Origin of the sequence: Parapedobacter indicus (assembly GCF_900113765.1) — a bacterium.
In the GTDB taxonomy this organism is placed as follows: domain Bacteria; phylum Bacteroidota; class Bacteroidia; order Sphingobacteriales; family Sphingobacteriaceae; genus Parapedobacter; species Parapedobacter indicus.
The window spans coordinates 284,519-306,269 of record NZ_FOQO01000005.1; the positions used below are offsets into that span (position 1 = coordinate 284,519).

At 48.0% G+C, this 21,751-nt stretch carries 22 protein-coding genes; 12 read left to right on the forward strand and 10 right to left on the reverse strand.

Annotated features, from left to right (window positions below; translation table 11 throughout):
• The first annotated feature begins 15 nt into the window (after positions 1 to 15).
• From BMZ56_RS12160 to BMZ56_RS12175, 4 genes are all read left to right on the forward strand, one after another.
• A complete protein-coding gene (locus tag BMZ56_RS12160; protein ID WP_090626926.1) occupies positions 16 to 573 on the forward strand; it encodes an RNA polymerase sigma factor in 558 nt (185 codons plus the stop codon).
• Entirely contained in the window at positions 560 to 1,348 is a 789-nt protein-coding gene (locus BMZ56_RS12165) for a FecR family protein (RefSeq protein WP_090626929.1), read from the forward strand. Before BMZ56_RS12160 ends, BMZ56_RS12165 begins: the two co-directional genes overlap by 14 nt.
• 25 nt (positions 1,349 to 1,373) lie before the next feature.
• Positions 1,374 to 2,291: an outer membrane beta-barrel protein gene (locus BMZ56_RS12170; RefSeq protein WP_245893191.1), complete on the forward strand. Its 918-nt coding sequence runs from the start codon at positions 1,374 to 1,376 to the stop codon at positions 2,289 to 2,291.
• 62 nt (positions 2,292 to 2,353) lie between these two features.
• Positions 2,354 to 3,382 carry an ABC transporter ATP-binding protein gene (locus tag BMZ56_RS12175; RefSeq protein ID WP_090626934.1) on the forward strand — a complete coding sequence of 343 codons (1,029 nt, stop codon included), beginning with the start codon at positions 2,354 to 2,356 and terminating at the stop codon, positions 3,380 to 3,382.
• On the opposite strand, the gene BMZ56_RS12180 is transcribed toward BMZ56_RS12175, so the two are convergent.
• From BMZ56_RS12180 to BMZ56_RS12205, 6 genes are all read right to left on the reverse strand, one after another.
• Positions 3,379 to 4,668 carry a TolC family protein gene (locus BMZ56_RS12180; protein WP_177195141.1) on the reverse strand — a complete coding sequence of 430 codons (1,290 nt, stop codon included), beginning with the start codon at positions 4,666 to 4,668 and terminating at the stop codon, positions 3,379 to 3,381. The two genes, BMZ56_RS12175 and BMZ56_RS12180, sit on opposite strands and share 4 nt — an antisense overlap.
• A gap of 190 nt (positions 4,669 to 4,858) precedes the next feature.
• Positions 4,859 to 5,548 carry a LytR/AlgR family response regulator transcription factor gene (locus BMZ56_RS12185; RefSeq protein WP_090626938.1) on the reverse strand — a complete coding sequence of 230 codons (690 nt, stop codon included), beginning with the start codon at positions 5,546 to 5,548 and terminating at the stop codon, positions 4,859 to 4,861.
• A gap of 20 nt (positions 5,549 to 5,568) precedes the next feature.
• Entirely contained in the window at positions 5,569 to 7,041 is a 1,473-nt protein-coding gene (locus BMZ56_RS12190; RefSeq protein ID WP_177195142.1) for a TlpA family protein disulfide reductase, read from the reverse strand.
• Positions 7,042 to 7,046: 5 nt separating this feature from the next.
• A complete protein-coding gene (locus BMZ56_RS12195) occupies positions 7,047 to 8,471 on the reverse strand; it encodes a sensor histidine kinase (protein ID WP_218146551.1) in 1,425 nt (474 codons plus the stop codon).
• 94 nt (positions 8,472 to 8,565) lie between these two features.
• Positions 8,566 to 9,660, reverse strand: a complete 1,095-nt coding sequence (locus BMZ56_RS12200; protein WP_090626943.1) for a DUF4407 domain-containing protein — start codon at positions 9,658 to 9,660, stop codon at positions 8,566 to 8,568.
• A 146-nt stretch (positions 9,661 to 9,806) separates the two neighbouring features.
• A complete protein-coding gene (locus BMZ56_RS12205; RefSeq protein WP_090626945.1) occupies positions 9,807 to 10,574 on the reverse strand; it encodes an NIPSNAP family protein in 768 nt (255 codons plus the stop codon).
• A gap of 231 nt (positions 10,575 to 10,805) precedes the next feature.
• Here BMZ56_RS12205 and BMZ56_RS12210 point away from each other — a divergent pair, with 231 nt between their 5' ends.
• From BMZ56_RS12210 to dusB, 5 genes are all read left to right on the forward strand, one after another.
• Positions 10,806 to 11,801: an aldo/keto reductase gene (locus BMZ56_RS12210; RefSeq protein WP_090627268.1), complete on the forward strand. Its 996-nt coding sequence runs from the start codon at positions 10,806 to 10,808 to the stop codon at positions 11,799 to 11,801.
• Positions 11,802 to 12,026: 225 nt separating this feature from the next.
• On the forward strand, positions 12,027 to 13,436 hold the full coding sequence (locus tag BMZ56_RS12215) for an anthranilate synthase component I family protein (RefSeq protein WP_090626947.1): 1,410 nt from the start codon (positions 12,027 to 12,029) through the stop codon (positions 13,434 to 13,436).
• 7 nt (positions 13,437 to 13,443) lie between these two features.
• On the forward strand, positions 13,444 to 14,088 hold the full coding sequence (locus BMZ56_RS12220; protein WP_090626950.1) for an anthranilate synthase component II: 645 nt from the start codon (positions 13,444 to 13,446) through the stop codon (positions 14,086 to 14,088).
• Between the two features lie 26 nt (positions 14,089 to 14,114).
• Positions 14,115 to 14,897, forward strand: a complete 783-nt coding sequence (gene trpC, locus BMZ56_RS12225) for an indole-3-glycerol phosphate synthase TrpC (protein ID WP_090626952.1) — start codon at positions 14,115 to 14,117, stop codon at positions 14,895 to 14,897.
• A gap of 59 nt (positions 14,898 to 14,956) precedes the next feature.
• Positions 14,957 to 15,952: a tRNA dihydrouridine synthase DusB gene (dusB, locus tag BMZ56_RS12230; protein ID WP_090626954.1), complete on the forward strand. Its 996-nt coding sequence runs from the start codon at positions 14,957 to 14,959 to the stop codon at positions 15,950 to 15,952.
• Positions 15,953 to 15,963: 11 nt separating this feature from the next.
• On the opposite strand, the gene BMZ56_RS12235 is transcribed toward dusB, so the two are convergent.
• Complete coding sequence (locus BMZ56_RS12235) at positions 15,964 to 17,460, reverse strand: lipopolysaccharide biosynthesis protein (protein WP_090626956.1); 1,497 nt, start codon at positions 17,458 to 17,460, stop codon at positions 15,964 to 15,966.
• 10 nt (positions 17,461 to 17,470) lie between these two features.
• Positions 17,471 to 17,776, reverse strand: coding sequence for an acylphosphatase (locus tag BMZ56_RS12240; RefSeq protein WP_090626958.1), 306 nt, complete (start codon positions 17,774 to 17,776; stop codon positions 17,471 to 17,473).
• Positions 17,777 to 18,124: 348 nt separating this feature from the next.
• Between BMZ56_RS12240 and BMZ56_RS12245 the strand changes: the two genes are divergently transcribed.
• A complete protein-coding gene (locus BMZ56_RS12245; protein ID WP_090626961.1) occupies positions 18,125 to 18,640 on the forward strand; it encodes a VOC family protein in 516 nt (171 codons plus the stop codon).
• On the opposite strand, the gene BMZ56_RS12250 is transcribed toward BMZ56_RS12245, so the two are convergent.
• Positions 18,630 to 19,196, reverse strand: coding sequence for an AAA family ATPase (locus tag BMZ56_RS12250; RefSeq protein ID WP_090626963.1), 567 nt, complete (start codon positions 19,194 to 19,196; stop codon positions 18,630 to 18,632). The two genes, BMZ56_RS12245 and BMZ56_RS12250, sit on opposite strands and share 11 nt — an antisense overlap.
• A gap of 219 nt (positions 19,197 to 19,415) precedes the next feature.
• Here BMZ56_RS12250 and BMZ56_RS12255 point away from each other — a divergent pair, with 219 nt between their 5' ends.
• Together BMZ56_RS12255 and BMZ56_RS12260 are read left to right on the forward strand one after the other, a co-directional pair.
• On the forward strand, positions 19,416 to 20,072 hold the full coding sequence (locus BMZ56_RS12255; RefSeq protein WP_090626965.1) for an HAD family hydrolase: 657 nt from the start codon (positions 19,416 to 19,418) through the stop codon (positions 20,070 to 20,072).
• 29 nt (positions 20,073 to 20,101) lie between these two features.
• Positions 20,102 to 20,656 carry an NADPH-dependent FMN reductase gene (locus BMZ56_RS12260; RefSeq protein WP_090626967.1) on the forward strand — a complete coding sequence of 185 codons (555 nt, stop codon included), beginning with the start codon at positions 20,102 to 20,104 and terminating at the stop codon, positions 20,654 to 20,656.
• Here the strand turns inward: BMZ56_RS12260 and BMZ56_RS12265 are convergent.
• Positions 20,640 to 21,740, reverse strand: coding sequence for a Gfo/Idh/MocA family protein (locus BMZ56_RS12265; RefSeq protein ID WP_218146552.1), 1,101 nt, complete (start codon positions 21,738 to 21,740; stop codon positions 20,640 to 20,642). The genes BMZ56_RS12260 and BMZ56_RS12265 overlap by 17 nt on opposite strands.
• Positions 21,741 to 21,751 lie beyond the last annotated feature (11 nt).

Here is a 21,751-nt window from a genome sequence, read left to right on the forward strand (position 1 = left end):
ATAAACACACGCAAGTTGGAGCAAACGGTTACGATAGAAAGTTTGTACGAGGGTTGCAGGGAGGGCAACCGACAGGCGCAGGAAAAGCTGTACCATTCAATGGCCTCAAAGATGTTGGGCGTTTGCTTGCGCTACGCACGCAGTACGTTTGAGGCAGAAGACATGCTCCAATCGGGATTTATCAAGGTGTTTCGTCATATAGATAGCTATCGGGGAGCAGGGTCGTTTGAAGGGTGGATACGAAGGATCATGGTAAATACGGCCATAGAGATTTATCGCAAAAACCTACGAGGCGGGTTATCGGTTGAAATAGATGAGGTATATGACGATGCCCAGCAAACGTTCTCGATGGATGCGTTGGAATGCGAAGATTTATTGCGCGTGATTCAAACATTGCCCCCTGGTTACCGCCTAGTCTTTAACATGTACGCGTTGGAAGGCTTTTCGCACAAGGAAATTGCCGATGCCCTGCAGATCAGCGAGGGAGCGTCTAAATCGCAGCTGTCAAGGGCAAGGACATGGCTCAAGGAGAAATTAAAACAATTGGAAGGAGGAAACTATGAATCCAGGTGAAAACAACGAATTTGATAAGCAACTGCGGGAGAAGTTTGAAGGCTTCAGGCCGGGGGCTCCAGAAGGATTGTGGGACAAGATCGCTGCGCAATTGGATGCCGAAGAACCCCGTTCCGTTGTACCGATGCCGAAACGACGCCGACTCCCTGCATGGTGGATGGCTGCCGCTGCCGTGCTACTGGTGGTGTGTGGAGTGCTTTATTGGCAAAACCGACCCGTATCCGTTACGTATCTACATGCACATGCAGGCACAGGGAAGACCCCCGAGGAAGCCGTTGTTGAGCCAACCAAACCGGTGGAAGCGTCTGAGCCTGTTGCGGAGCCGTTGGATTTGGAGCGGTTGAGGCGGGTATTTGCAAAAAAGAATCGGAAGGTCGAAGAACGTCCGCGGGTAGCAGTACGCGAGCGTCAGTCGGAAGAAACGCTTCCTATGGCAACTGCTGAACCTCAGCAGTTGGCAATGCGTGAACCGGCAAGCCCTTCATCCGAGATGCTTTTGCAACAGCGGGATACCTTGGAAGGCGCAGAAAGCGAGATTGCCGATGTGCCAGATATTGAGCCTTTGGTGGTGCTGGAGGACGAGGAAGAAACGATGCTTGCGTCTACCGAGCAAACCAAGCAACCTTTCGGGCTCAGCAACATCCTTAACTATGTGGTTGGCACGGTTGATCAGCGGGATGAAAAATTGGTCACCTTCTCGAATGACGAAGAAGGGTCGTTAAAACTGGATTTCAATTTTGGCCTGGCTAAGAATAAAAAGAAGAATCTTAAATAAATCAAACCTTAAATAGATAGATACGATGAAATACGTTAGTCTTACAATGTTGTTTTGTGCCGTTTTGTTTCTGGCATCCGCACAGGAGAAGAAGCAGCCCGATAGTCTCCGAAAGAACCGTGGGACCGCCATAGATACCGTGATCATGGAAGATGTAAACACGGGAGAGAAGCGCAAGGTGCGCATCATCATACCGGGCAAGGACGAGGGGGTAATTACGATCGAGAAATCGGAAAAGACCTACGAGTATGCGCCGGAGAATGAGCGGCAGCACAAAAAGGAAGCGCATGCATCCGAGACGGAGGATAATTCCCGGAAATCACGCCCCATTTATGGAATTACGTTTTCACGGATTGATTTGGGGTTGGTTAAGCTAATCGACAACGGTAGTTTTACCTTATCGGATGACAACCGGGATTTCAGGTATCGCCCCGGCAAGACTGTCAATTTTGGTTTTGACCTGCTGCAGGCAGGCTACCGGTTCAACGACCACTTCCGCATTTTTCTGTCCGGTGGTTTCGACTGGACTTACATACGTTTGCGGGAAAACATTGATTTCCTGGAAAACACGACGCCGCTTACTTGGGAATATTCCGACATTGATTATTCGAAAAACCGGCTTACATCGACGTACCTGCGGTTGCCGCTAACCTTCGAGTTTCGTAGCAAAAGCTACAGCGGTCTCGGAAGGCTCCGTTTTGCCTTCGGCCCTGAGGGTGGCTTTTTATTGAAGGGGACGCAGCGTTTCAAAAGCGAGGAACTGGGCAAACAGAAATTCAAAGACGACTACAATTTCACACAGTTCCGTTACGGCGCATTTGCGCGGTTCGGTGTAGGGCCGGTTGGTATTTATGGAAAATATTATTTCAATGATCTCTTCGAAAACAGTCCGAACCAAGCGGGCTTACAGAACTTTACTTTTGGGCTGATGCTTGGATTTTAGCCCATTGTCAATATGTTTCGTACTTTTGTGCCGTCCCGATACGATACCGGGACGGTTTTTTTATGGTGTGTTCAGTGCCCAACGATACGCAGCGCGAAGGCCTTCCGCTGATACATGGTACCAATGTAAGCCGCTTTTTTAACGGCAAAGAGGCGATTGTGGCGGTCCGGGGATTGTCCTTCGGGATTAGCGAAGGTCGGATTACCGCAATTATCGGAGAAAGCGGAAGTGGTAAAAGTACAATGCTCAAGCTCATTTACGGATTGTTGGAGCTTGACCATGGCGAAATCCGTTATCGGGGCTGGCGGGTGCCTAACCCGAGGGAGAAGCTAATTCCCGGACACGACGCCATGCGCATGGTGTCACAGGGATTCGACGACCTAAACACGTATGCGAATGTGTGGGATAATGTGGCTTCGCAGCTGCCGAATACCGATCTGGAAGCAAAATTCCGCAATACGGAGCAGATTTTGAATCGCCTGCGGATCGCGCATTTGAGAAAACAGCGGATTGCGGATTTGAGTGGAGGTGAAAAGCAGCGTGTAGCCATTGCACGTGCATTGGTTAACGAGCCCGAAGTATTGTTGTTGGACGAGCCCTTTAATCAAGTAGATGCGTCGTTCCGGGAAACCCTGCAAGCGGATATCCGAAACATTGTGGCCGATACCGGGCTGACCGTAGTGCTGGTGTCGCACGACCCGGCAGAGGTACTTTCCATGGCCGATGAACTCCTTGTGTTGAGGACGGGGCATTTGGTGGCAATGGGTAAGCCCGTAGGGTTATATAATTATCCGCCCAATGCGTACACCGCTAGACTGCTGGCAAAAAGTAATATCCTTAGTAAAGAAGAAGCGTTTCAGCTGGGTATAAAGGTAGAATCGGAGGTTGCACTTCATCCCGAATGGGTGGCTTTGCGGGAAAATCCGGATGCTTTGTTTAAGATACAGCATGTATATTTCAAAGGATTTTACGAAGAGCTGTTAGTGGGAAACGGGCAATTTCAGATCCGGGTTATTAACACGGCGCCCGGCACGTTTGCTTCGGGCATCCGTGTCGATATTGAGATTGGCCGTTTCCATGCCTTGCATTAGTCTTCCTGGCTTAACACCATTTCCCCGTTATAATAGTCGACAATCCGCTGTTGGAGGTGCCATTGATAGCGTGCAATCAATAAATTAGCATTTGCGTTATCCATCTTATTCTTCGCAATGAGAAAGTCTACCGAGTTTATCGCTCCGGCATTGAACCGTACTTCCGCTATCCGAAACGACTCCGCATAATTTTCGGTTTGCTCGACGAGGTTCTTATACCGTTCCCTGGCGGCTTCCAAATTGAATAAGGCTTGGTTGGTGGTCTGCTGTAATTCATTTCGACTGGTTCGGGCAATGTTTTCCGCGTCTAGCACGTCGAGCTTGGCTAACGACACGTTATTTCTTGCCTGCCATTTGTTGAAAATGGGAATGGCAAGAGTGAATCCCAAGTTTTTGCCGATCCGATCTTGAATTTGATCGATATAACCACCATTTCCGTGTATATAACTGCTGGACAGTCCGGCACCTGCGGACAATGACGGAAAATAATAAGAACGTGCCACTTTTAAACCCAAGCGTGCTTGTTGTTGCCGGTTGTCTACCGCTTTGATCAAACTCAACCGGTCTACGGCATGTTGGAAAAGCTGTTCGCCGGTTACTGCAGGAGCATTTTTGAGCGGAAGTTCGGATAATGGAGCCAATTGGACGGACGCATCGTATGGTAGATTCAAAAGCCTGAACAACGAAACCAACGCTTCTTGAAAGTCGTTTCGGGCTTGGTTGACATTATTTAGATCGTTTGCATATTGCCCTTTCAGGTCATAAAAATCGCCGGGAGCGATGGCTCCTTGTTCATGGAGCAATGTATTCCGCTGGACGTGTTGATGGGTGACGGCAGCTTGACTGTCGGCCTGCGCAACCATATCTCTGGCCGTAAGAGCTTGGATATATGCCGATGTAACACCGAGTGCGAGCTGCTCTTTTATATTTTGCTCCTCAAACTGCGTGGCTCGATAAGCATAAGCCTGTTGCGTGATGGTGCGAAACATGCGCAATCCGTCAAATAATACAACAGAACTGCTTAGGCTTTGATTCCCATATCTGTTGGTAACGTTATTCAAATACTGGTTGGTTTCGGGATCGATGGCGCGCCCGATTTCGAAATTATGGTTTAAACTGCCGATTAAGTTGGGCAGTAGGTTCTGTTTCGATTGTCTCAGGTTAATACGCCCGACTTCCGTACGGATGTGGCCTTGCTGGGCGTCAAGGTTATTTTCCAACGCTAGCTGGATGCATCGTTCGAGGGTCAGTGTATTCTCCTGCGCAAGGGAGGCATGATTGGTCAAACACAGTGTTGGTATCAAAAAGAATATGTAGCGGATACGGCTAAACATTATTGTTGTTTTATTTTTGGCATAAAGCAATACATAGTCTGCGCCAAAATTATAACGTATAGAATATGAGTGTGTTGCTGATTGTTTTGTGTGAGTCCTTGTTCGATATCGTGCATTAGGTGTTCGGAAACGGACAGTTTGTTCAGGGTTTGGCGGACAGTTGCTTAATAGCAGCTAGATAGGACGAACCGATGGGCAGAATGCTATCGCTTACGGTTAGTTGATGCCGTTCGATTTTTTTCACCTTACTTATGGCGGTGATGAACGAACGGTGGATACGTACAAACCGGTCGGCTGGCAGCAGCTCCTCGCATTCCGTGATGGTCATCCGGCTCAGTACATGGCGCTCTCCCAGCACAAAGTTTACGTAGTTGCCCGTGGCCTCAAGGTAATCGATGTCATCAAAATTTACCTTGATCTGATCGTATCCCGTTTTGACAAAAATATATGCTGGTTTAGTGTCGGACGCAGTGCGCAGTTGCAGCCATTCCTGTGCTTTATTACAGGCTTTCAGAAATCGCGCCAATGAAAATGGTTTGAGCAGGTAGTCCACGGCATCCAGTTCGAAGCCAGCAACGGCGTGCTCCGAATAGGCCGTGGTAAAGATGACCAACGGCTTTCTGCTGAGACTTTTGAAAAACTCGATGCCCGAGATGTCCGGCATCTTGATATCGAGGAATAGCAGGTCTACGGGGTGTTGACGCAGGTAATCTATGGCTTCAAAAGCATTGGTAAATACAGCCTGAAGATCCAAAAAGGGTACTTTTGCTGCGTGGTTACGCACCACATCAAGTGCAATCGGTTCGTCGTCTATGGCAATGGCGGTAATCATTTTGCCCCAAGGTACTAAGTTTACAGATATTCCTCCAGTTGTTTCACCAGATCTTTACCATCGCTTGGCCTTTTAATATCGTCGGCCACTAAATTTCCGTGCTTGTCGAATATAAAATAAGTTGGATAACGGCCGTGCTTGGAGGCGTCGTCTGGCATCAATTCTTTCCAGATAGCTTGTATGTCGTCGTTATTTTTTCTCAAATGCACACCGGTAATGGCATTTGCCTGAATATATTCCCGCCACTTGTTGTCCTTTTCATCATCGTCCATATCCAGGTAAAGGAAGACAATATTCTTTCCTTCCATGTGTTCTTTGATGGATGGCAGGTATCGCATCTCTTCTTTGCACGGGCCACACCACGTGCCCCAAATATCCAGGTACACAACCTTTCCCTGGAATTGCTTTACGAATGTCTTGATCTGTTGGAAAGTCCGATAATCATCAGGAACGATGATATCGTTATTGATGGTGGCCATTCTTTTCATCAGCGATGCACGTATGCTTGTCAACGTGTCAAGGTAGGTACTGTTCCGATTATGCAATTCAAGTGCTTCGAACAAGCGATTACCAGTGGAAACTTCCCCATCGTCGTATTTTCCTTTAATTTGCTGGGCCAGATAACGTTCAGTTGTATTTGCGTCGAATGCCCGTTTTACAGCCATCCAGTTGAGGAATGTTTCGCCATGTTCATGAGCTAGCGACATCAGGCTATCAAAACTGCTTACACCGTATACCGATTTCAATGATTTGGCAAATTTTGTCGGGTCATCGCGGTTGGAAAACGCACGGCTTGCTAAAAAACCAACGTATGCATCGATAAACGAATAGTACATCGGTCCTTGCAATGCCGATTTGGGTTGGGGTGTTTCCCCTTGCATGAATTCGATGATAAAATTCGACCACTCCTCACGCGGCCAACGGGCGGTACGCACATACAGATCAACATAGACAATGAAATGATAGTGCAATTCGGCTTTCAGAAATTCCTTTTCCGAGGGTGTGAGTGGGCTGGCGTCTACCTTGGTTATTTTAGCGGCTAGCTGTTTCAGGTAGGGCTGGATAATACGGGTTTGCATTTCATTGACCGCTACCCGCTTGCTGTCGGTAAAGAAAAGCGGGGCTTTCCACAATTCCAGTTTGTGAAGCAACGCATTCGCCTCAGCCATGTTACCGCCAAAAGCGATTTGGCCATTGGAACCGTCTAGCTCCACGGTTAAGTCGGTGCCAGGTCTCATCCATAGGAAAGCCTGGCGGTCTCCCCAACGTAGGTAGCCAATCTTTTCTTCATCCAATGGTAGCTTGACACTAAAATTCCCATCTTCATCCGTGGTTAAGGGTGTATTCATGTCATCAAAATAGCCAAATACCAAGGGAGCATTCACGATCACTGTCTCCCCTGTTGGCAGATTTTTCATATGCCCCTTCAGGTCAAATTGCGCGTACGAAACTAGGTAGCCGCACACGGCCACAAGGGTCAGTATGATTTTCATATCCCTTAGCATACGATGGTTAGATGCACAAAATACTCCTGTGTAGTTTCCCGTATCACCAGGTCGTACCTGTTGGGATACAGCATTGCCAATCGCTGCTTCACATTTTCCAATCCAACGCCCGAATGGCGCCGCTCCGGATCAGATTCCGGCTTCCTGTGTATGCTATTATGGATGTCGAAATGGACCTTCCCTTCCGATTCATATAGACTGACTTTAATCCATGATTTTTCTTGCAGGCTGATACCGTGTTTGAAGGCATTCTCCACAAACGGAATGAGCAGCATCGGCGCAATGTAGGTGCTTTCCAATGCGTCCGCAATGTCGCACTCCACGGTAATCCCCTTGGAAGTAGCGGTACGCAACAGCTGCAGGTCGATGTAATTGCGGAGATAGTCGATTTCGCGGGCTAGTAGAATACGATCCTGATTGTTTTCATGCAGCATAAAGCGCATCATATCACCCAATTTCTGGATGCCTGTAGCCGTACGCTCAGCATCTTCCTGAAGCGCGGTACCATACAGTGTATTTAAGATATTGAACAGGAAATGGGGATTGATTTGCGAACGCAGGAAGCTGAGGTCCGCCGAGGTCTGCCCGAGTTCCATTTTGAGGTTCACCAATTGACTGATGCGATCCTTTTGCCGTTGGTACACGAAATTGACCAGCGGGATCATGATCAGGTTGATGCAAATCCATAGCACGAAAAACAACTCCTCGGCCGACCTGATCACACTCACAAGGAACAGTCCGGAAGGAATGAAGGCCACAAACGACAGCCCAATCGCAATCAGCAAATAAAGCGGGAAGGTATACCGGCGTTTTTCTTTCAAGGGTAACAACCAATAGATGTTCAGCGCAAAGATTAAGTAGATATAAGGCACGATCGCCAACCAGAATGCTGCGAGTTTTCCCTCAACCGCCATCAACATCACAAAAATCAATGTACCTCCACCCAGCACCACCAGGCTTTCCTTTGCAATGCGCGTTGCGAGCGTATTGCGTGTGTGCTGTAAGTAGCGGATAAGCCGCTTGATTCCCTCATAGGCAAAGAGAAGCAACAACACTAGCAACGCACCCCCCAATGACTCCCCGCGCTTCAGGTGTGGAACAAACCTGCCATCGTCCCAATGGTGATAGTCTCTTAGGTGGTAGTCGCGTACCCAAATACAACTTGTTAGTCCCAGCCAAACTAAAAAGAAAAGCAACAACGTGGTGGCAATACCCACATCGATTTTACGGACTTGGAAAAATGATGGCGAAATCCATTGGGTGAATGCTAGGTAGGCCCCATAAATCACGGTAGCGTAGGCCATCAGCGAAACCGCATGCCGGGCACTGCCGGAATTGCCCTGGTTACTGAAAATAAGCACAAGCACAAAGCCATAAATCCCTGTGGCCAGAATGGTTTCGATACGATTTAACTTCATAATAATCGGATGTTTTCAACAAAAAAAGCCAATCGCTTGCGGGATAGCAATCAAATGGGGTGAAATAGGTCGGTTTTGTGATGAACGAGAGATTCTATAAGGTTTGATCTTCCCAAAGCCGGGCTTTTTGCTTTTCCAGGCCTCGTTGCACCTTGGTATCATACACCCCATCCACAATGGCGATTTCAGCATCGCGGTCTTTGCCAGAACGATGGATATCGACGGTCTGTTGGTCGTGTAGGGTGATATCGTATGCATCGCGTGCGCTCATCAGTTTTACAAAGACCGGGAGACATTCAAAAAAGACGAAAAGCAGCATGATGAAGGCGATCGACCAGTAATTGGATTCGTTTCGTGTACCATCGGGATTGTATTTCAGGTCGCCAAGGGCAGCATTGCGGTCGGCGAATCCCGCTACATTAACAGCGCTGTCCAGCGAGGTACCGGTAAGCAATTGTTGGTCCAGTAGTCCTTCAAATTGTTTACGTTGCTGGAGGTAACTTTCCTGCTGCCCGATCCGTGTTCGGAGTGTGTCAAGGTATTGTTCCTGCTTGTCAAGTTCGGCCTGGCGTTGCTTGGCATAGGGGCCGTACCCAACGATGCCCGAAGTTTCTACGGTTTTTTCGCCAAAGGTTTCCATTTTCAGCTTGATGCGGTCGGATTTTAGGGTGGCTTCGAGCGAATCCCGTTCGGTTTTCAATTCTGCCACTTTGACTAGTTCGACTGCGTATTTGCTCTCGAAGGCTTTATTGAGCGTATCGATATGGGCCCGTTGGCGGTCAAGGTAGGTTGTTCGCAACTGTTCGCGGATTTCTTTGTCGAATACCTTAAGTTCCAAGGGGCGGGCGATAACGATACCGATGAGGACGGCGAGCAAGATGCGGGGGGTGGCTTGCAGGAATTGCCGGAAGCCGCTGGCGTTTTTGTTAATGCTCGATACGATGTAGCGATCCATGTTGAAGATGGCTAAACCCCAAAGGAGACCGAAAAGGAGTGCATATACAACCGAAAACGCTGCTCCGCTGAAGACGAAATATAATGCATATCCTCCTGACAAGGCCGCAAACAGTCCCGTAAAGAAAATGGTGGCTCCAATCCCCACGTATTTATTGTGTTCAGCGGGATATTTCGCTAACGTTGCTTGGTGTATACCGCTGCACCACCAAAAAAATTGCGTCACCTTGTTCATCGTGTCGAGCTATTCCAATTCATAAGACAAACGGAATGTGCAAATTGTTACAGTCCGCTTGATTCGACACAAAGGTAGCAGCCGCGTGATAAATCAGGTAGCCCGTGTGATGAAACCGCTAAAAAGCGGGATGAAAGCAACAGGCGTCAAAAATCTGAATATTCTGCGGGGTATAAGAAAATCTGCTGGTTGCGGGATACGTTGTGTTGGTATTCGGGCCGGGCGGAAAGCTCTTTCCAGTAAGCGTCCTTGCCGAAGGCCTCCCAGTGCTCATCTCGCGACTGTTTGTTTTCGAAGGTGGTGAGGTACATGAGGTTGGGCATACGGCTTCCGGCGACGACCTCTCCGTAAAAAACTGCATTGAATCCCAATCGTTTGAACAGCCCGATTTCGTCGCCCTTGTTAAACATTTCCACTTTGTTACGGTAATAGGCCTCGGTGGGTCCTTCGTAACTTCTGAGTTCGTATACGCGATCGGATTTGGGGGATGTGAGATCCGGGAGCTGGACATGCGGGCTATCAACGAACGCATTCAGCAGAATTGTCTCAATCCGATCATACGGTGGACGGTCGTAGGAAGCATTTAAGTAGACCTCTCCGTCTGTTTTGAACATTTTGTCCCGTTGAAGGGCATCTTCCAATGCGGCAAATTGATCGTAAGAGGTATAGGGAATAAATACATAAACAAGCTGCTCGCTTTCAGTTTCGGGAGCAGCAATGGGTTTAAATACACCGACTTTTGAGATGCCCGCCCGGTGGAGGGCGGGAAGGTACGCATTTTGCAGGAAATCTTCCAGTTGCTGCGACTGTTGGTGAGTTTTTAGGTGATATATCTTCAGTTGATAAAAATCACGGCCATGGGCTAGCAGCGCCAACGAGCAAGCGGTAAAAAGCAACAGTACTTTGGTTTTCATTTGAAAATAGTTATTGATTCTTGTTTGTTTTCAGTGGCATCAATGAATGCTTCGCAGTTTGTTATTAAATATCAGCGCCAAATTAAACCGATTTGCGTGATATTAACGTAACAATCTTGTAGCGTTTGCCGACCGTACTTAGAAACACCAGTTTGCACGCGGCATTTATTGTTGCAGCAATTGCCATTGCTAAGGGAGATGTGTTATTTTGTGGACGTAAATTTCATTACTATGCGATACAGGACATTGACGGGGACAGGATTAGATTTGTCGGTTATTACATTTGGTGCGTGGGCCGCTGGCGGTTGGATGTGGGGCGGTACGGAACGGAAAGATGCTGTAGAAGCAATCAGGGCTTCTTATGACCTGGGGGTAAACTCCATTGATACGGCTCCCATCTACGGACAGGGCACAAGCGAAGAAATTGTTGGAGAAGCCATTAAGGGGATTCCACGTGATAAGGTTTATCTTCTGACCAAATACGGGATGCGTTGGGACCTGGTGAAGGGGACGCTTGCTTCTCACAGTAAGAACAATTCGGGTGAAGATATCGATATTTATAAATATGCGGGAAAAGAAAGCGTCATCAAAGAATGCGAAGACAGTCTTCGTCGACTGAGAACCGATTATATCGACCTTTATCAAATCCATTGGCCGGATGTTACCACGCCGATATCGGAAACCATGGAAGCCGTGGCCCAGCTGATTCAACAGGGCAAAATCCGCTATGCAGGTGTGTGCAATTACAACGTCGAGCAACTGGCGGAAGCATCCAGGTATGTGGATATTGTATCCAATCAGGTGCCTTACAGCATGGTTAAACGCGGCATTGAGGCCGAGGTGGTTCCCTATTGTCTTGGCCAGGAGAAATCTATTTTGGCGTACAGCCCCATGGAACGCGGATTGCTCACCGGCAAGATGAAGCCCGGACATAAGTTTAGTGAAGGCGATCACCGTGCGAAGCTTTATTTCTTCAGTGAGGAAAATCTACGGCGTACAAATGCATTTCTGGAAACGATTAAACCGTTAGCAACAGAAAAAGGGATTTCTCTGGGGCAGCTGACCCTACTATGGACATTGGAACAACCCGGAATTACCATTGCGTTGGTTGGCGCCCGGAATGCTGAGCAGGCCATTCAGAATGCAAAGACGACCGATGCAAGCCTTGCCGCCGAGGAAATCGCTTTCATCTCCTCGGAATTGGATAAACTGGAACTGGTTAAGTAGGCTGGATTATTTTTTGTTCCAAAAATTTGTTTGCACAATATTTTTTATATTTTTGCCTTCTATGTTGATGAATACGTTCCACATGGTATCATGGTGGTGGCTCGGTGAAGAAAACGTCGGGCCAGTAGGAACAAGTACATATTCCTAATCAACCAAGGCTTTGGAATATATCGCCCGACGGATTTTTAGAAACGTCGGGTTTTTTTGTTACTATAAGTTGAGATAATGACATATCGATTTAAAACCACGTACAAACAGTTGCTGGCCGATACAACCACGCCGGTAAGCACTTATCTCCGGCTTCGGGATGTATTCCCGAATAGCTTGCTATTGGAAAGTTCCGACTATCATAGTCGCGAAAATAACATGAGTTACATTTGCTGTGAGCCGATCGCTGGCATCAAATTGGATCGTCATCACCTTGAAATATGGTATCCACAGGGTAAGCCTGAACGAAAGGCAGCTTCGGGTATCGACTTGCGGGAGGAAGTATCCCAATTTAGGAATGCGTTTCAGGAAGCCGCCGATACGGATTTTAGGTTTATCTCCAATGGACTTTTTGGGTTTTTCACCTTTGATACGGTTACCCATTTCGAGGACATTGAGTTGACGAGCCTACCTGATCCGAATCGGGATATCCCCTATTTACAGTATCATGTCTATCGGTATGTGATCGCTATCGACCATTTCCGCAATCAACTTTACATTTTCGAGCATCAGCTCGAAGATGAAGTGCGGTCGTCGGGATTGGAAAAAATGCAATACCTTATTCAAAACAAGAATTTTCCTGAGTATAGCTTTTCCCTTAATGGAGCGGAAACGTCTAACATGAGCGACGAAGGGTTTGAATCGCTAGTGGTAAAAATGAAAAGCCATATTTACCGGGGGGATGTCTTTCAGATCGTGCCGTCCCGGAGTTTTTCCCGGCCTTTTTTGGGCGATGAGTTCAATGTATACCGTACCTTGCGGTCCATCAACCCCTCTCCCTACTTGTTTTATTTTGACTATGGCGATTTCAAGTTATTCGGTTCATCGCCCGAGGCTCAATTGACCATCCGCAATCGGGAAGCCACCATTTACCCCATCGCTGGCACCTTCAAGCGGAGTGGAAATCAGGAGCAGGATGAAAAAATAGCCGAAGCGTTGAAAGCGGATCCCAAGGAAAGCGCTGAGCACGTTATGCTGGTGGATCTGGCGCGGAATGACTTGAGCCGGCACTGTGAGCAGGTGCATGTTAAATCGTACAAAGAGGCGCAGTATTATTCACACATTATCCACCTGGTGTCAAAAGTATGTGGCACACTGAAGGAGGGAGTTAATTCATTTGATGTGGTGGGCGATACGTTTCCTGCAGGTACACTCAGCGGTGCGCCGAAACATATGGCCATGCAACTGATCGACCGGTATGAAAATCAACAGCGGAGTTTTTACAGCGGCGCCATCGGTTATATGGGGTTCAACGGGGATTTTAACCATGCCATCATGATCCGGTCGTTTCTGAGTCGCCAAAATACGCTGCATTACCAAGCGGGAGCGGGCATCGTATCGGATTCGGATCCGGAGATGGAGCGCCAAGAGGTAAACAACAAAATTGCCGCATTGCGCAAAGCATTGGAATTGGCACAAGATATTTAATAGAAAGATGAACAGCTTGCAAAAACCATCGCCTAACATTTTGGTGATAGACAATTATGATTCCTTTACGTTCAATTTAGTGCACCTCCTGCATGAGTGCGGGCACGATGCCACCGTATGGCGCAATGACAAGTTTGCGTTGGCAGAAGTTGCCGCTTTTGACAAGATTCTCCTGTCGCCCGGTCCGGGTATTCCGAAAGAGGCAGGGTTGTTATTGGATGTCATCCGTACTTATGGGGCTTCCAAAAGCATATTGGGGATTTGCCTTGGCCAACAAGCGATAGCGGAGGTATACGGAGGGAGGCTTTACAACCTGACCAAGCCGGTGCACGGTACCGCCACTCCTATCCATGTTACGGTTTCCGAAGAACCGATTTTCCGCGGACTACCATCGTCTTTTTCCGTAGGCCGATACCACTCTTGGGCGGTTTCGCGTGGGGACTTTCCGGATTCGCTGTCCATCACGGCAGAGGATGAACAGGGAGTTATCATGGCGTTATCTCACAAAATACTGGATGTAAAAGGACTGCAGTTTCATCCCGAATCGGTGCTCACGGCACATGGAAAAGAGATGATTGCCAATTGGCTCGACGCTGCTCCGCACCAACACGGTGTGGACCAGACCGATCCGCATACCTTGTATTCGGCTTAACGATTACGTACACAAAAGAACGAAGCATGACCATCCTGGATAAAATTATTGTTAAAAAGAAGGAGGAAGTTGAACAGGCAAAGGCCGCTTTGGCGATTGCCGATTTGGAGGCAATGCCACTGTTTGAGCGATCGTGTTATTCGCTGCGCGATTCGATACATCACCCCGAGCGGAATGGGATCGTAGCGGAATATAAGCGGGCATCGCCCTCCAAAGGCATCATCAACGACCATTCGTCCGTAGCCGAGGTGGCGGCGGGTTACCAAGCCGCGGGGGCTTCAGCGGTTTCTGTACTTACGGACACTGAATTTTTCAGGGGTAGCCTTGCCGATCTGACTGCGGCCCGTGCGGCCTTGCAGCTTCCGCTGCTCCGCAAAGAATTTATTATTGACGAATTTCAGCTTGTCGAAGCGAAGGCATACGGCGCCGACATCATCTTGTTGATTGCGGCTGTGCTTGACCCCAAGCGGGTACAAGTATTGGCCGCGTTTGCACAGTCGCTCGGCTTGCATGTGTTGCTGGAGGTGCATAACCGGGAAGAACTGGAGCGCAACATCGGAGATAGTGTGGATGCCATCGGTGTAAACAACCGCAATCTAAAGGATTTCTCTGTATCGCTCGATCATTCGCTGGAGCTGGTGGACTTGATCCCCGACCGATTTATTAAGGTGTCAGAAAGCGGGATCAGCGACCCGGCAACGATCCGTCAACTACGTAAGGCAGGTTTCCAAGGGTTTCTTATCGGCGAGAATTTCATGAAGACCGGAAATCCTGCACAGGCGATTAAGGAGTTCGCAACGGCATTGTAAGACGGCATCTGTATGCTGCGCGTGAATTTTTTTCTGTATTTTTGCAGCAGGTAATTGGTATGTCTGTTAAAATTGGAGCTCATATTGAACTGGGTGACTTCCCGCTGCTCCTCGCACCCATGGAGGATGTGAGCGATCCGCCTTTCCGCTTTGTATGCAAGCAAAATGGAGTGGATATGATGTATACCGAATTTATTTCGTCCGAAGGGCTCATCCGCGATGCCGCCAAAAGCCGCCAAAAGCTGGATATCTTCGAATACGAACGTCCCATCGGCATTCAGATTTTCGGAAGTGACATCGACACGATGCGTGAGGCTACCGAAATTGCCAGTCAGGTAAATCCCGATCTGATCGACATTAACTACGGTTGCCCTGTAAAAAATGTGGCCTGCCGGGGCGCCGGGGCGAGCTTGCTGCAGGATATCGATAAAATGACGGCCATGACCAAAGCCGTTGTCGAAGCTACCCACTTGCCTGTGACGGTGAAAACACGCCTTGGCTGGGACGACGATACCAAAAATGTATATGAAGTGGCCGAACGCCTGCAGGACGTGGGTATCCAGGCGTTGAGTATCCATGGCCGTACGCGTTCGCAGATGTATAAAGGGCTTGCCGATTGGCACCTCATCCGCGAAGTGAAGCGCAACCCCCGCATCCGCATTCCAATATTCGGGAATGGAGACGTGGACAGCGTGGAAAAAGCCGCGGCATGGCGCATGGAATATGAGGTGGACGGCATTATGATTGGGCGGGCCTCCATCGGCTATCCATGGATATTCCGCGAGATCAAGCATTTTTTCCATACCGGCGAATACCTACCCGGCCCAACCATTGCCGAGCGGGTAGCCGTATGCCGTACGCACCTGGAAAAATCTGTAGCATGGAAAGGGGGAAAAACCGGCATCTTTGAAATGCGCCGTCACTATGCCAACTATTTCAAAGGCATTCCCCATTTCAAGGAATACCGTATGAAACTGGTTTCGCTCAATGATATCGCAGATATCCATGCCGTGCTTGACGAAATCAACGAACAATTTGAGCTGGAGGTTGCCTAAACTTATCTGTGCTATTTTCTGAGTATGGCCATGAGCGTTTTCCGTTCGATGAGCCCTGCGGCTAGCGCGAAGCTGATGAAAAGTAAATTTCCAATGATGAGATGGCGGTCGAACACGTCGAATGTCAGCCAGCAGATAGTGATTCCCACAACGATATATGCACCATTTTTGCCCACGCGATAGGGAATGGGATAGTGCTGCTGCCCCCAGAAATAAGAAGTGCCCACCATGGCGGCATACGCGATTGCCGTTACCCACACAGCCCCGACGTAACTGTAATGGGGTATCAATAGGATGTTGAGCACGATGGTGATGATGGCACCGATACCGGAGATGTACAGCCCAAAGCGGGTCTGGTCGGTCAATTTATACCAGATCGAAAGATTCATGTAGATGCCCAAAAGCACATAGTTGAGCAGCAGGATGGGGATAATATGCAGGCCCGACCAATATTGGACCTGTTCTTCGGGAGTTTTGCCCTCGATGAAATACTTCAGCCATTCGATATTGACGGTGATGCCCACCATCACCAATACCATGGCGATGATGAAGTAATCCATGATCAACGCATACGTTTGGCGGGCGTTTGCATTTTTCGAATAGCTGAAGAAGAATGGCTCGGCACCCAGGCGGAACGCCTGCACGGCAATGCTTAGAAATACAGCGATTTTCGATACGGCCCCGTAGATGCCCAGATCGCGATCGCCCACCTCGCCCGGAAGTAGCTTCGGGATCATGATTTTATCGATATGCTCGTTGATGATAAAGGAAATGTTGGCAATCAACACGGGCAGGCTATAGGAAAGCATGTCGAAGGCCAGCTTGCGGTCGAGCCGAGGACGCAGCTTGACGATCTCGGGTAACAACAAAAGGAGGGTGAGTCCACTGGCGATGAGGTTCGATAGGAAAACATACCCCACCCACCCTTCGCGATACCAAGAGGCGAAGTAGGCTGGATAGGCACCTCCTTGCTCGATAAGCCAGGGGATGATTACGATGAAAAACAAAGTCGAACCAATGAACGTGAGGACGTTGATCAACTTGAGCGTGGCAAACCGGATCGGCCGTCCTTCGGCACGTAGCCGGGCAAAAGGGATAACGGCCAGCGCCTCTGCAGCCAGCATCCAGGTAAAATAACGGACATACCGATTATAGTCAACATTATAACTTCCGTTGTTAAGCCAGGTGGCGATATTCACCGAGAAAAGGTGCATCGTAACGACAAAGAGCGCCGTGGCAAACAGGATAATGGTGAAACTGTTGTCGTATACCTTGGCCCGGTTATTATCGTGCTTTTGCAGGTACCGGAAATAGGTCGTCTCCATGCCGAAAGCAAGTATGGCATTGAGCATAGCGGCCCAGCTGTACATGTTGGTGAAAATCCCGTATACCGAAGGGGGGAATCTATTGACAAAGAGAGGGGTGAGCAGGAAATTAATCAACCGGGCAATGATGGTGCTCAGCCCATAGATAATCGTTTGCCCGGCAAATTTTCGGAGTACAGACAAGTGCTAACTATTAAGATGAGGTACGCGATTTCCTGATGACTTCAAAGTTACGATAGTTTTTCATATCGCCTTCAACGGACGCCACATTTTCAACTACCGCATTTTCCGGCCCCTCGTGGCACCATTCCAAAAAGGCTTCCAGCGCAAACGAATCGCCTTCTGCTTCAATATAGACTGTACCGTCGGATTTATTGAGGGCCATCCCTTTTATGCCCAGCTGATCCGCGACCGCCTTGGTCGTCAGCCGGAAGTATACCCCTTGCACCTTTCCGGATACAGTGATATTGAGGTGCCTGCGTTGTTGCTGTTTAGCCATGCATTTCTTTTGCTCCTTTCAAGCGACAAATTTCTTAAACTTTTTCATTTGAACAGTTATTAATTTCTTGTCTGTTTTGGCATTAATGAATGCTTCGCTGTTTGCTTTTTTATGACAACGAAGCTTGCATAAATTATTTTTCACTGCCCGTTTGCTTTCAGCGGTGTTCAAGAGATCGCAACGCTTAGTTCGTTTCCTTTTTAGAATAACCTAGGTAGATTGGCTAATGTCGCATTTGCCCTCTTATATTGTCAATTTTGCCTATTTATGTGAATACGTTATCTAAGGTATGTTTGTATTGTCCAATAAGGATAAATCAGTTACTATTTCACTTTTAAAATAATTCGTATGGAAAAGCGCATTTCAAGTCAAAAAATCACTCCAAACCTTTGGTTCGACAATCAAGCGGAGGAAGCGGCCAGATTTTATACATCCGTTTTCCACGATTCCAGAATTGGCAGGACTACACGTTATACGAAAGAAGGATTTGAACACCATCAAAAGCCCGAAGGATCGGTAATGACGATCGAATTTATCATCGAAGGACAGGAATTCATTGCGTTGAATGGAGGGCCGATCTTTACGTTCAACGAGGCAATATCTCTTGTAATTAATTGCGAAACCCAGGAAGAGGTGGATTATTACTGGGAGAAACTCACCGAGGGCGGTGATGAACGGGCACAGGTGTGCGGTTGGCTTAAAGACAGATTTGGCATATCATGGCAGGTGGTGCCTACCCTATTGAATGATATGATACTTGATCCGGATTCCGCAAAGGTAAATCGCGTATTACAGGTTATGTTTCAGTCAAAGAAGCTTGACATTGCTCGGCTCAAATCGGCCTACGAGGCAACTACTTCCTGATGTTTTTTTGGCTGCATTTTTCGATTATAAACTCGGCTCTTTCATCAATAGGCATTTTCGGGATTTCGATCAGGGAGTAATCCAGTTGGGTATACACATTTACCATAACTTCGTAAGTGGCTTCTGCCTCTTCAAAAGATTGTTTCCGTTCGTTATCCGTAACATAGATTTCGTGCCACGGCGGGGCAATGAACACTTGCGGATGATATCGATGTGTCTTTGCAGCCGAACATATGCTATCGGGAATCGGAAGTTCACACAACACCAGGTAGCCGATTATGTCAGGAAGCCCCCTGTCAAAGAATGTAAGCACGTGGTTATTCAGTGCTTGTTTATAATCGGCCATAGCCCTATTGAACATTTCCTCTGCAAAACCTTGCCGGTCTGCCCAGGGGAGTCTATTGCCCTCCGATTTAAGCTCCGCTTGGATAATGTGCCGGCCGGACTCTTGTATACAGGTGTGGCCCAGCTGTCCGAGCTTTTCAATAAGGGATGTTTTACCCATTCCAGGCCCACCGGTCACGACGATTGCCTGTTTATTTAGTTGAACGTCCATTGATGCTGTTCAAGAAATTTAACAAAATTTTAACACTTCTCGATGTAACGAAAGAAGCCATTTTACGTTTAAGTAGTAGATAGTAAATAATTAAAATTGTCTTTTCATAATTTAGGTTTATAATTGGTTAGTTAGAAGGCCCCGATTCTCCCCGTTTCGGGGCTTTTCTTTGGTATATAAAGGCAAATTTGCCTAAGTTTACAAGAATTTCAAAAAGATATGATAAAAAACTGGAAAGCTGTGTTGTTTGACATGGATGGAACCCTCATCGATTCGGAGTGGTTCTATTACAAAGCGTGGAGAGCTGCCCTCAAGGAATATGGCTTTGCGCTTGGGAGCGAATTGTGGCTGAATGACCTGGCCGGAAAGACCGATGGGCAGGCTTTCGAGTTGCTGCACAATACATATGCTTTCGATGCAGACAGGGAAGCATTCTTTGAAACGGTAAGGACGCGCATCGCCCAACAGCATGACGAGGAATCTGTACCCTTGATGCCAGGTGCTAGCGATTTGATCCATTTTCTGCACGAGCGAGAGATCATTATGGCCGTAGTCACCTCCAGTAAACGAGAAGTCGCTATCTATCATCTTGAGCGGAACGTAATCCGGCATTTCTTTTCCGTGCTGGTGACGCGAACGGACGTAAAGCAACCCAAGCCGGATGCGGAACCTTATCTACGTTGCTTGGAAGAGTTGGGTTTGGCGGGCGATGACTGTTTAGTATTGGAAGATTCACTAACCGGAACCACGGCCGCCAAATCCGCTGGTTTGACCTGTTTTGGTGTGCAGTCTCATGAAGCAATCCGTCAGACGCTGACCGTGGAGCGTACCTTTGATAATCTCCACGAGGTACGTGAGTTCTTAGAGAAAGTATAATAACTGTTAAACATTAAACGTTACGTAACATGAGTAAGGTTATCGGAATACTAGCAGGGAGCCTCCGCAAGGAATCTTTTTCAAAGAAAATAGCAAAGGCTATTACATCAATGGCTCCGGAAGGGTTTGAATTCAAGATCATCCCGCTTGATGACCTTCCGGTTTACAACCAAGATTTCGACGATGAAAACAGGGTTCCTGACTCCTATGTTGCTTTCAGAAATGCGGTAAGGGCAGTTGACGGAGTTATATTCGTCACTCCCGAATACAACCGTTCGATTCCCGGCGTTTTAAAAAATGCGCTGGATATTGGTTCGAGACCCTATGGCAGTAGCGTATGGAACGGAAAGCCTGCGGCAGTATTCAGTAATTCTCCGGGCAATTTGTCAGCTTTTGGTGCGAATCATCATTTAAGGCAAAGCCTTGTTTTCTTAAATATGCCCACGATGCAACAACCCGAAGTTTACATAGCCCAGGTAAAAGAACTTTTTGACGAATCGGGAACCCTGAAAAGCGGGGAAACCAAAGATTTCTTGCAGAAAGCGGTAAATGCCTATATTGCTTGGTTTACGAAGGTGATTTAAAAGCGTCTAGATCCAAGGGCTCCTTCTGCCCGTTGTGTGCCGATTTATAAATCGCTTCGAGGATGATGAGGTCCCGTAAACCCATTTCGCCAAGTACTTTACTGTGCTTGTTGGTTTTTACGCATATGGCAAAGTCATCCATTTGAAGTGCCTGCTGGTTTACTTCTGGGAAGCGCAATACCCCGGTAGACGTACGGCCTTTCAATCCGCTGTATTCATATGCGGGACTTAACTCAAACCAACCGTCGTCCGTATCCGCTCGAAGGGAGTTGCCGTTTCGGCTATAACTGGTTTCGCAGGATGCGATCATTCCGTCAGCAAACTCCATTTCCCATTGGATCCCTTCTTCTATGTCCGTAAACTTTTCGGGATCGGTTTTTGGCAAGAATAGGGCGTTGACGGCGATAGGCAGTTGTCCGATGATGTATTGAGCGGCTTGGACGCAGTAAATACCGTTATTCATCAGCGGTCCGCCACCGGCCAGTTCGCGCTTCACGCGCCATTGGTTTGGGTCGCCGATGTCCATACTATCGTCTGCAATGATCCGATTTACCTTGCCCAAAATCCGGTTTTGCCCCAACCGCATCATCTCCTGATGGAAGAGGTCAAAGTGGAGGCGATAACCAACGGATAAGAGGACACCCGCTTCGTTGCACGCCTCGACCATGCGTTTGCCCTCTTCTACCGATGTCGCCAGCGGTTTTTCGCAGATGACATGTTTTCCCGCGCGGGCCGCACGGATGACATATTCGGCATGCATCGCATTGGGTAAGACGACATATACGATGTCGATATCGGGATTATCTTTGATCGCATCGAAATCATCGTAGCTGTATAGGTTTTCTGGTTTCAGCTGGTAGTCGGCTAGCCATTTTTTCCGCTTTTCATCGCTGCCGCTTACTACGGCAGTCAAGCGACAGTAAACAGTTTCTTTCAGTGCCGGGCCGAGCTGTCCGCTGGCGTATTCGCCTAACCCTACAAGTGCCACGCCGAGTTTTTCTCCGGGCATGGGATTGAGTTGCGGCATGGGGGTTACTTCGCTGACCGGAGTACTTAGTTCTTCGTTGGATGGGTAAGAAGCCATAACATCGCTTA

Excerpts from the sequence above, each read along its gene's own strand:
- BMZ56_RS12165 (WP_090626929.1), top strand. The coding sequence starts at position 560 with ATGAATCCAGGTGAAAACAACGAATTTGATAAGCAACTGCGGGAGAAG.
- BMZ56_RS12170 (WP_245893191.1), top strand. The coding sequence starts at position 1,374 with ATGAAATACGTTAGTCTTACAATGTTGTTTTGTGCCGTTTTGTTTCTG.
- BMZ56_RS12175 (WP_090626934.1), top strand. The coding sequence starts at position 2,354 with ATGGTGTGTTCAGTGCCCAACGATACGCAGCGCGAAGGCCTTCCGCTG.
- BMZ56_RS12185 (WP_090626938.1), bottom strand. The coding sequence starts at position 5,548 with ATGATTACCGCCATTGCCATAGACGACGAACCGATTGCACTTGATGTG.
- BMZ56_RS12190 (WP_177195142.1), bottom strand. The coding sequence starts at position 7,041 with ATGAAAATCATACTGACCCTTGTGGCCGTGTGCGGCTACCTAGTTTCG.
- BMZ56_RS12195 (WP_218146551.1), bottom strand. The coding sequence starts at position 8,471 with ATGAAGTTAAATCGTATCGAAACCATTCTGGCCACAGGGATTTATGGC.
- BMZ56_RS12200 (WP_090626943.1), bottom strand. The coding sequence starts at position 9,660 with ATGAACAAGGTGACGCAATTTTTTTGGTGGTGCAGCGGTATACACCAA.
- BMZ56_RS12205 (WP_090626945.1), bottom strand. The coding sequence starts at position 10,574 with ATGAAAACCAAAGTACTGTTGCTTTTTACCGCTTGCTCGTTGGCGCTG.
- BMZ56_RS12210 (WP_090627268.1), top strand. The coding sequence starts at position 10,806 with ATGCGATACAGGACATTGACGGGGACAGGATTAGATTTGTCGGTTATT.
- BMZ56_RS12215 (WP_090626947.1), top strand. The coding sequence starts at position 12,027 with ATGACATATCGATTTAAAACCACGTACAAACAGTTGCTGGCCGATACA.
- BMZ56_RS12220 (WP_090626950.1), top strand. The coding sequence starts at position 13,444 with ATGAACAGCTTGCAAAAACCATCGCCTAACATTTTGGTGATAGACAAT.
- trpC (WP_090626952.1), top strand. The coding sequence starts at position 14,115 with ATGACCATCCTGGATAAAATTATTGTTAAAAAGAAGGAGGAAGTTGAA.
- dusB (WP_090626954.1), top strand. The coding sequence starts at position 14,957 with ATGTCTGTTAAAATTGGAGCTCATATTGAACTGGGTGACTTCCCGCTG.
- BMZ56_RS12240 (WP_090626958.1), bottom strand. The coding sequence starts at position 17,776 with ATGGCTAAACAGCAACAACGCAGGCACCTCAATATCACTGTATCCGGA.
- BMZ56_RS12245 (WP_090626961.1), top strand. The coding sequence starts at position 18,125 with ATGGAAAAGCGCATTTCAAGTCAAAAAATCACTCCAAACCTTTGGTTC.
- BMZ56_RS12250 (WP_090626963.1), bottom strand. The coding sequence starts at position 19,196 with ATGGACGTTCAACTAAATAAACAGGCAATCGTCGTGACCGGTGGGCCT.
- BMZ56_RS12255 (WP_090626965.1), top strand. The coding sequence starts at position 19,416 with ATGATAAAAAACTGGAAAGCTGTGTTGTTTGACATGGATGGAACCCTC.
- BMZ56_RS12260 (WP_090626967.1), top strand. The coding sequence starts at position 20,102 with ATGAGTAAGGTTATCGGAATACTAGCAGGGAGCCTCCGCAAGGAATCT.
- BMZ56_RS12265 (WP_218146552.1), bottom strand. The coding sequence starts at position 21,740 with ATGGCTTCTTACCCATCCAACGAAGAACTAAGTACTCCGGTCAGCGAA.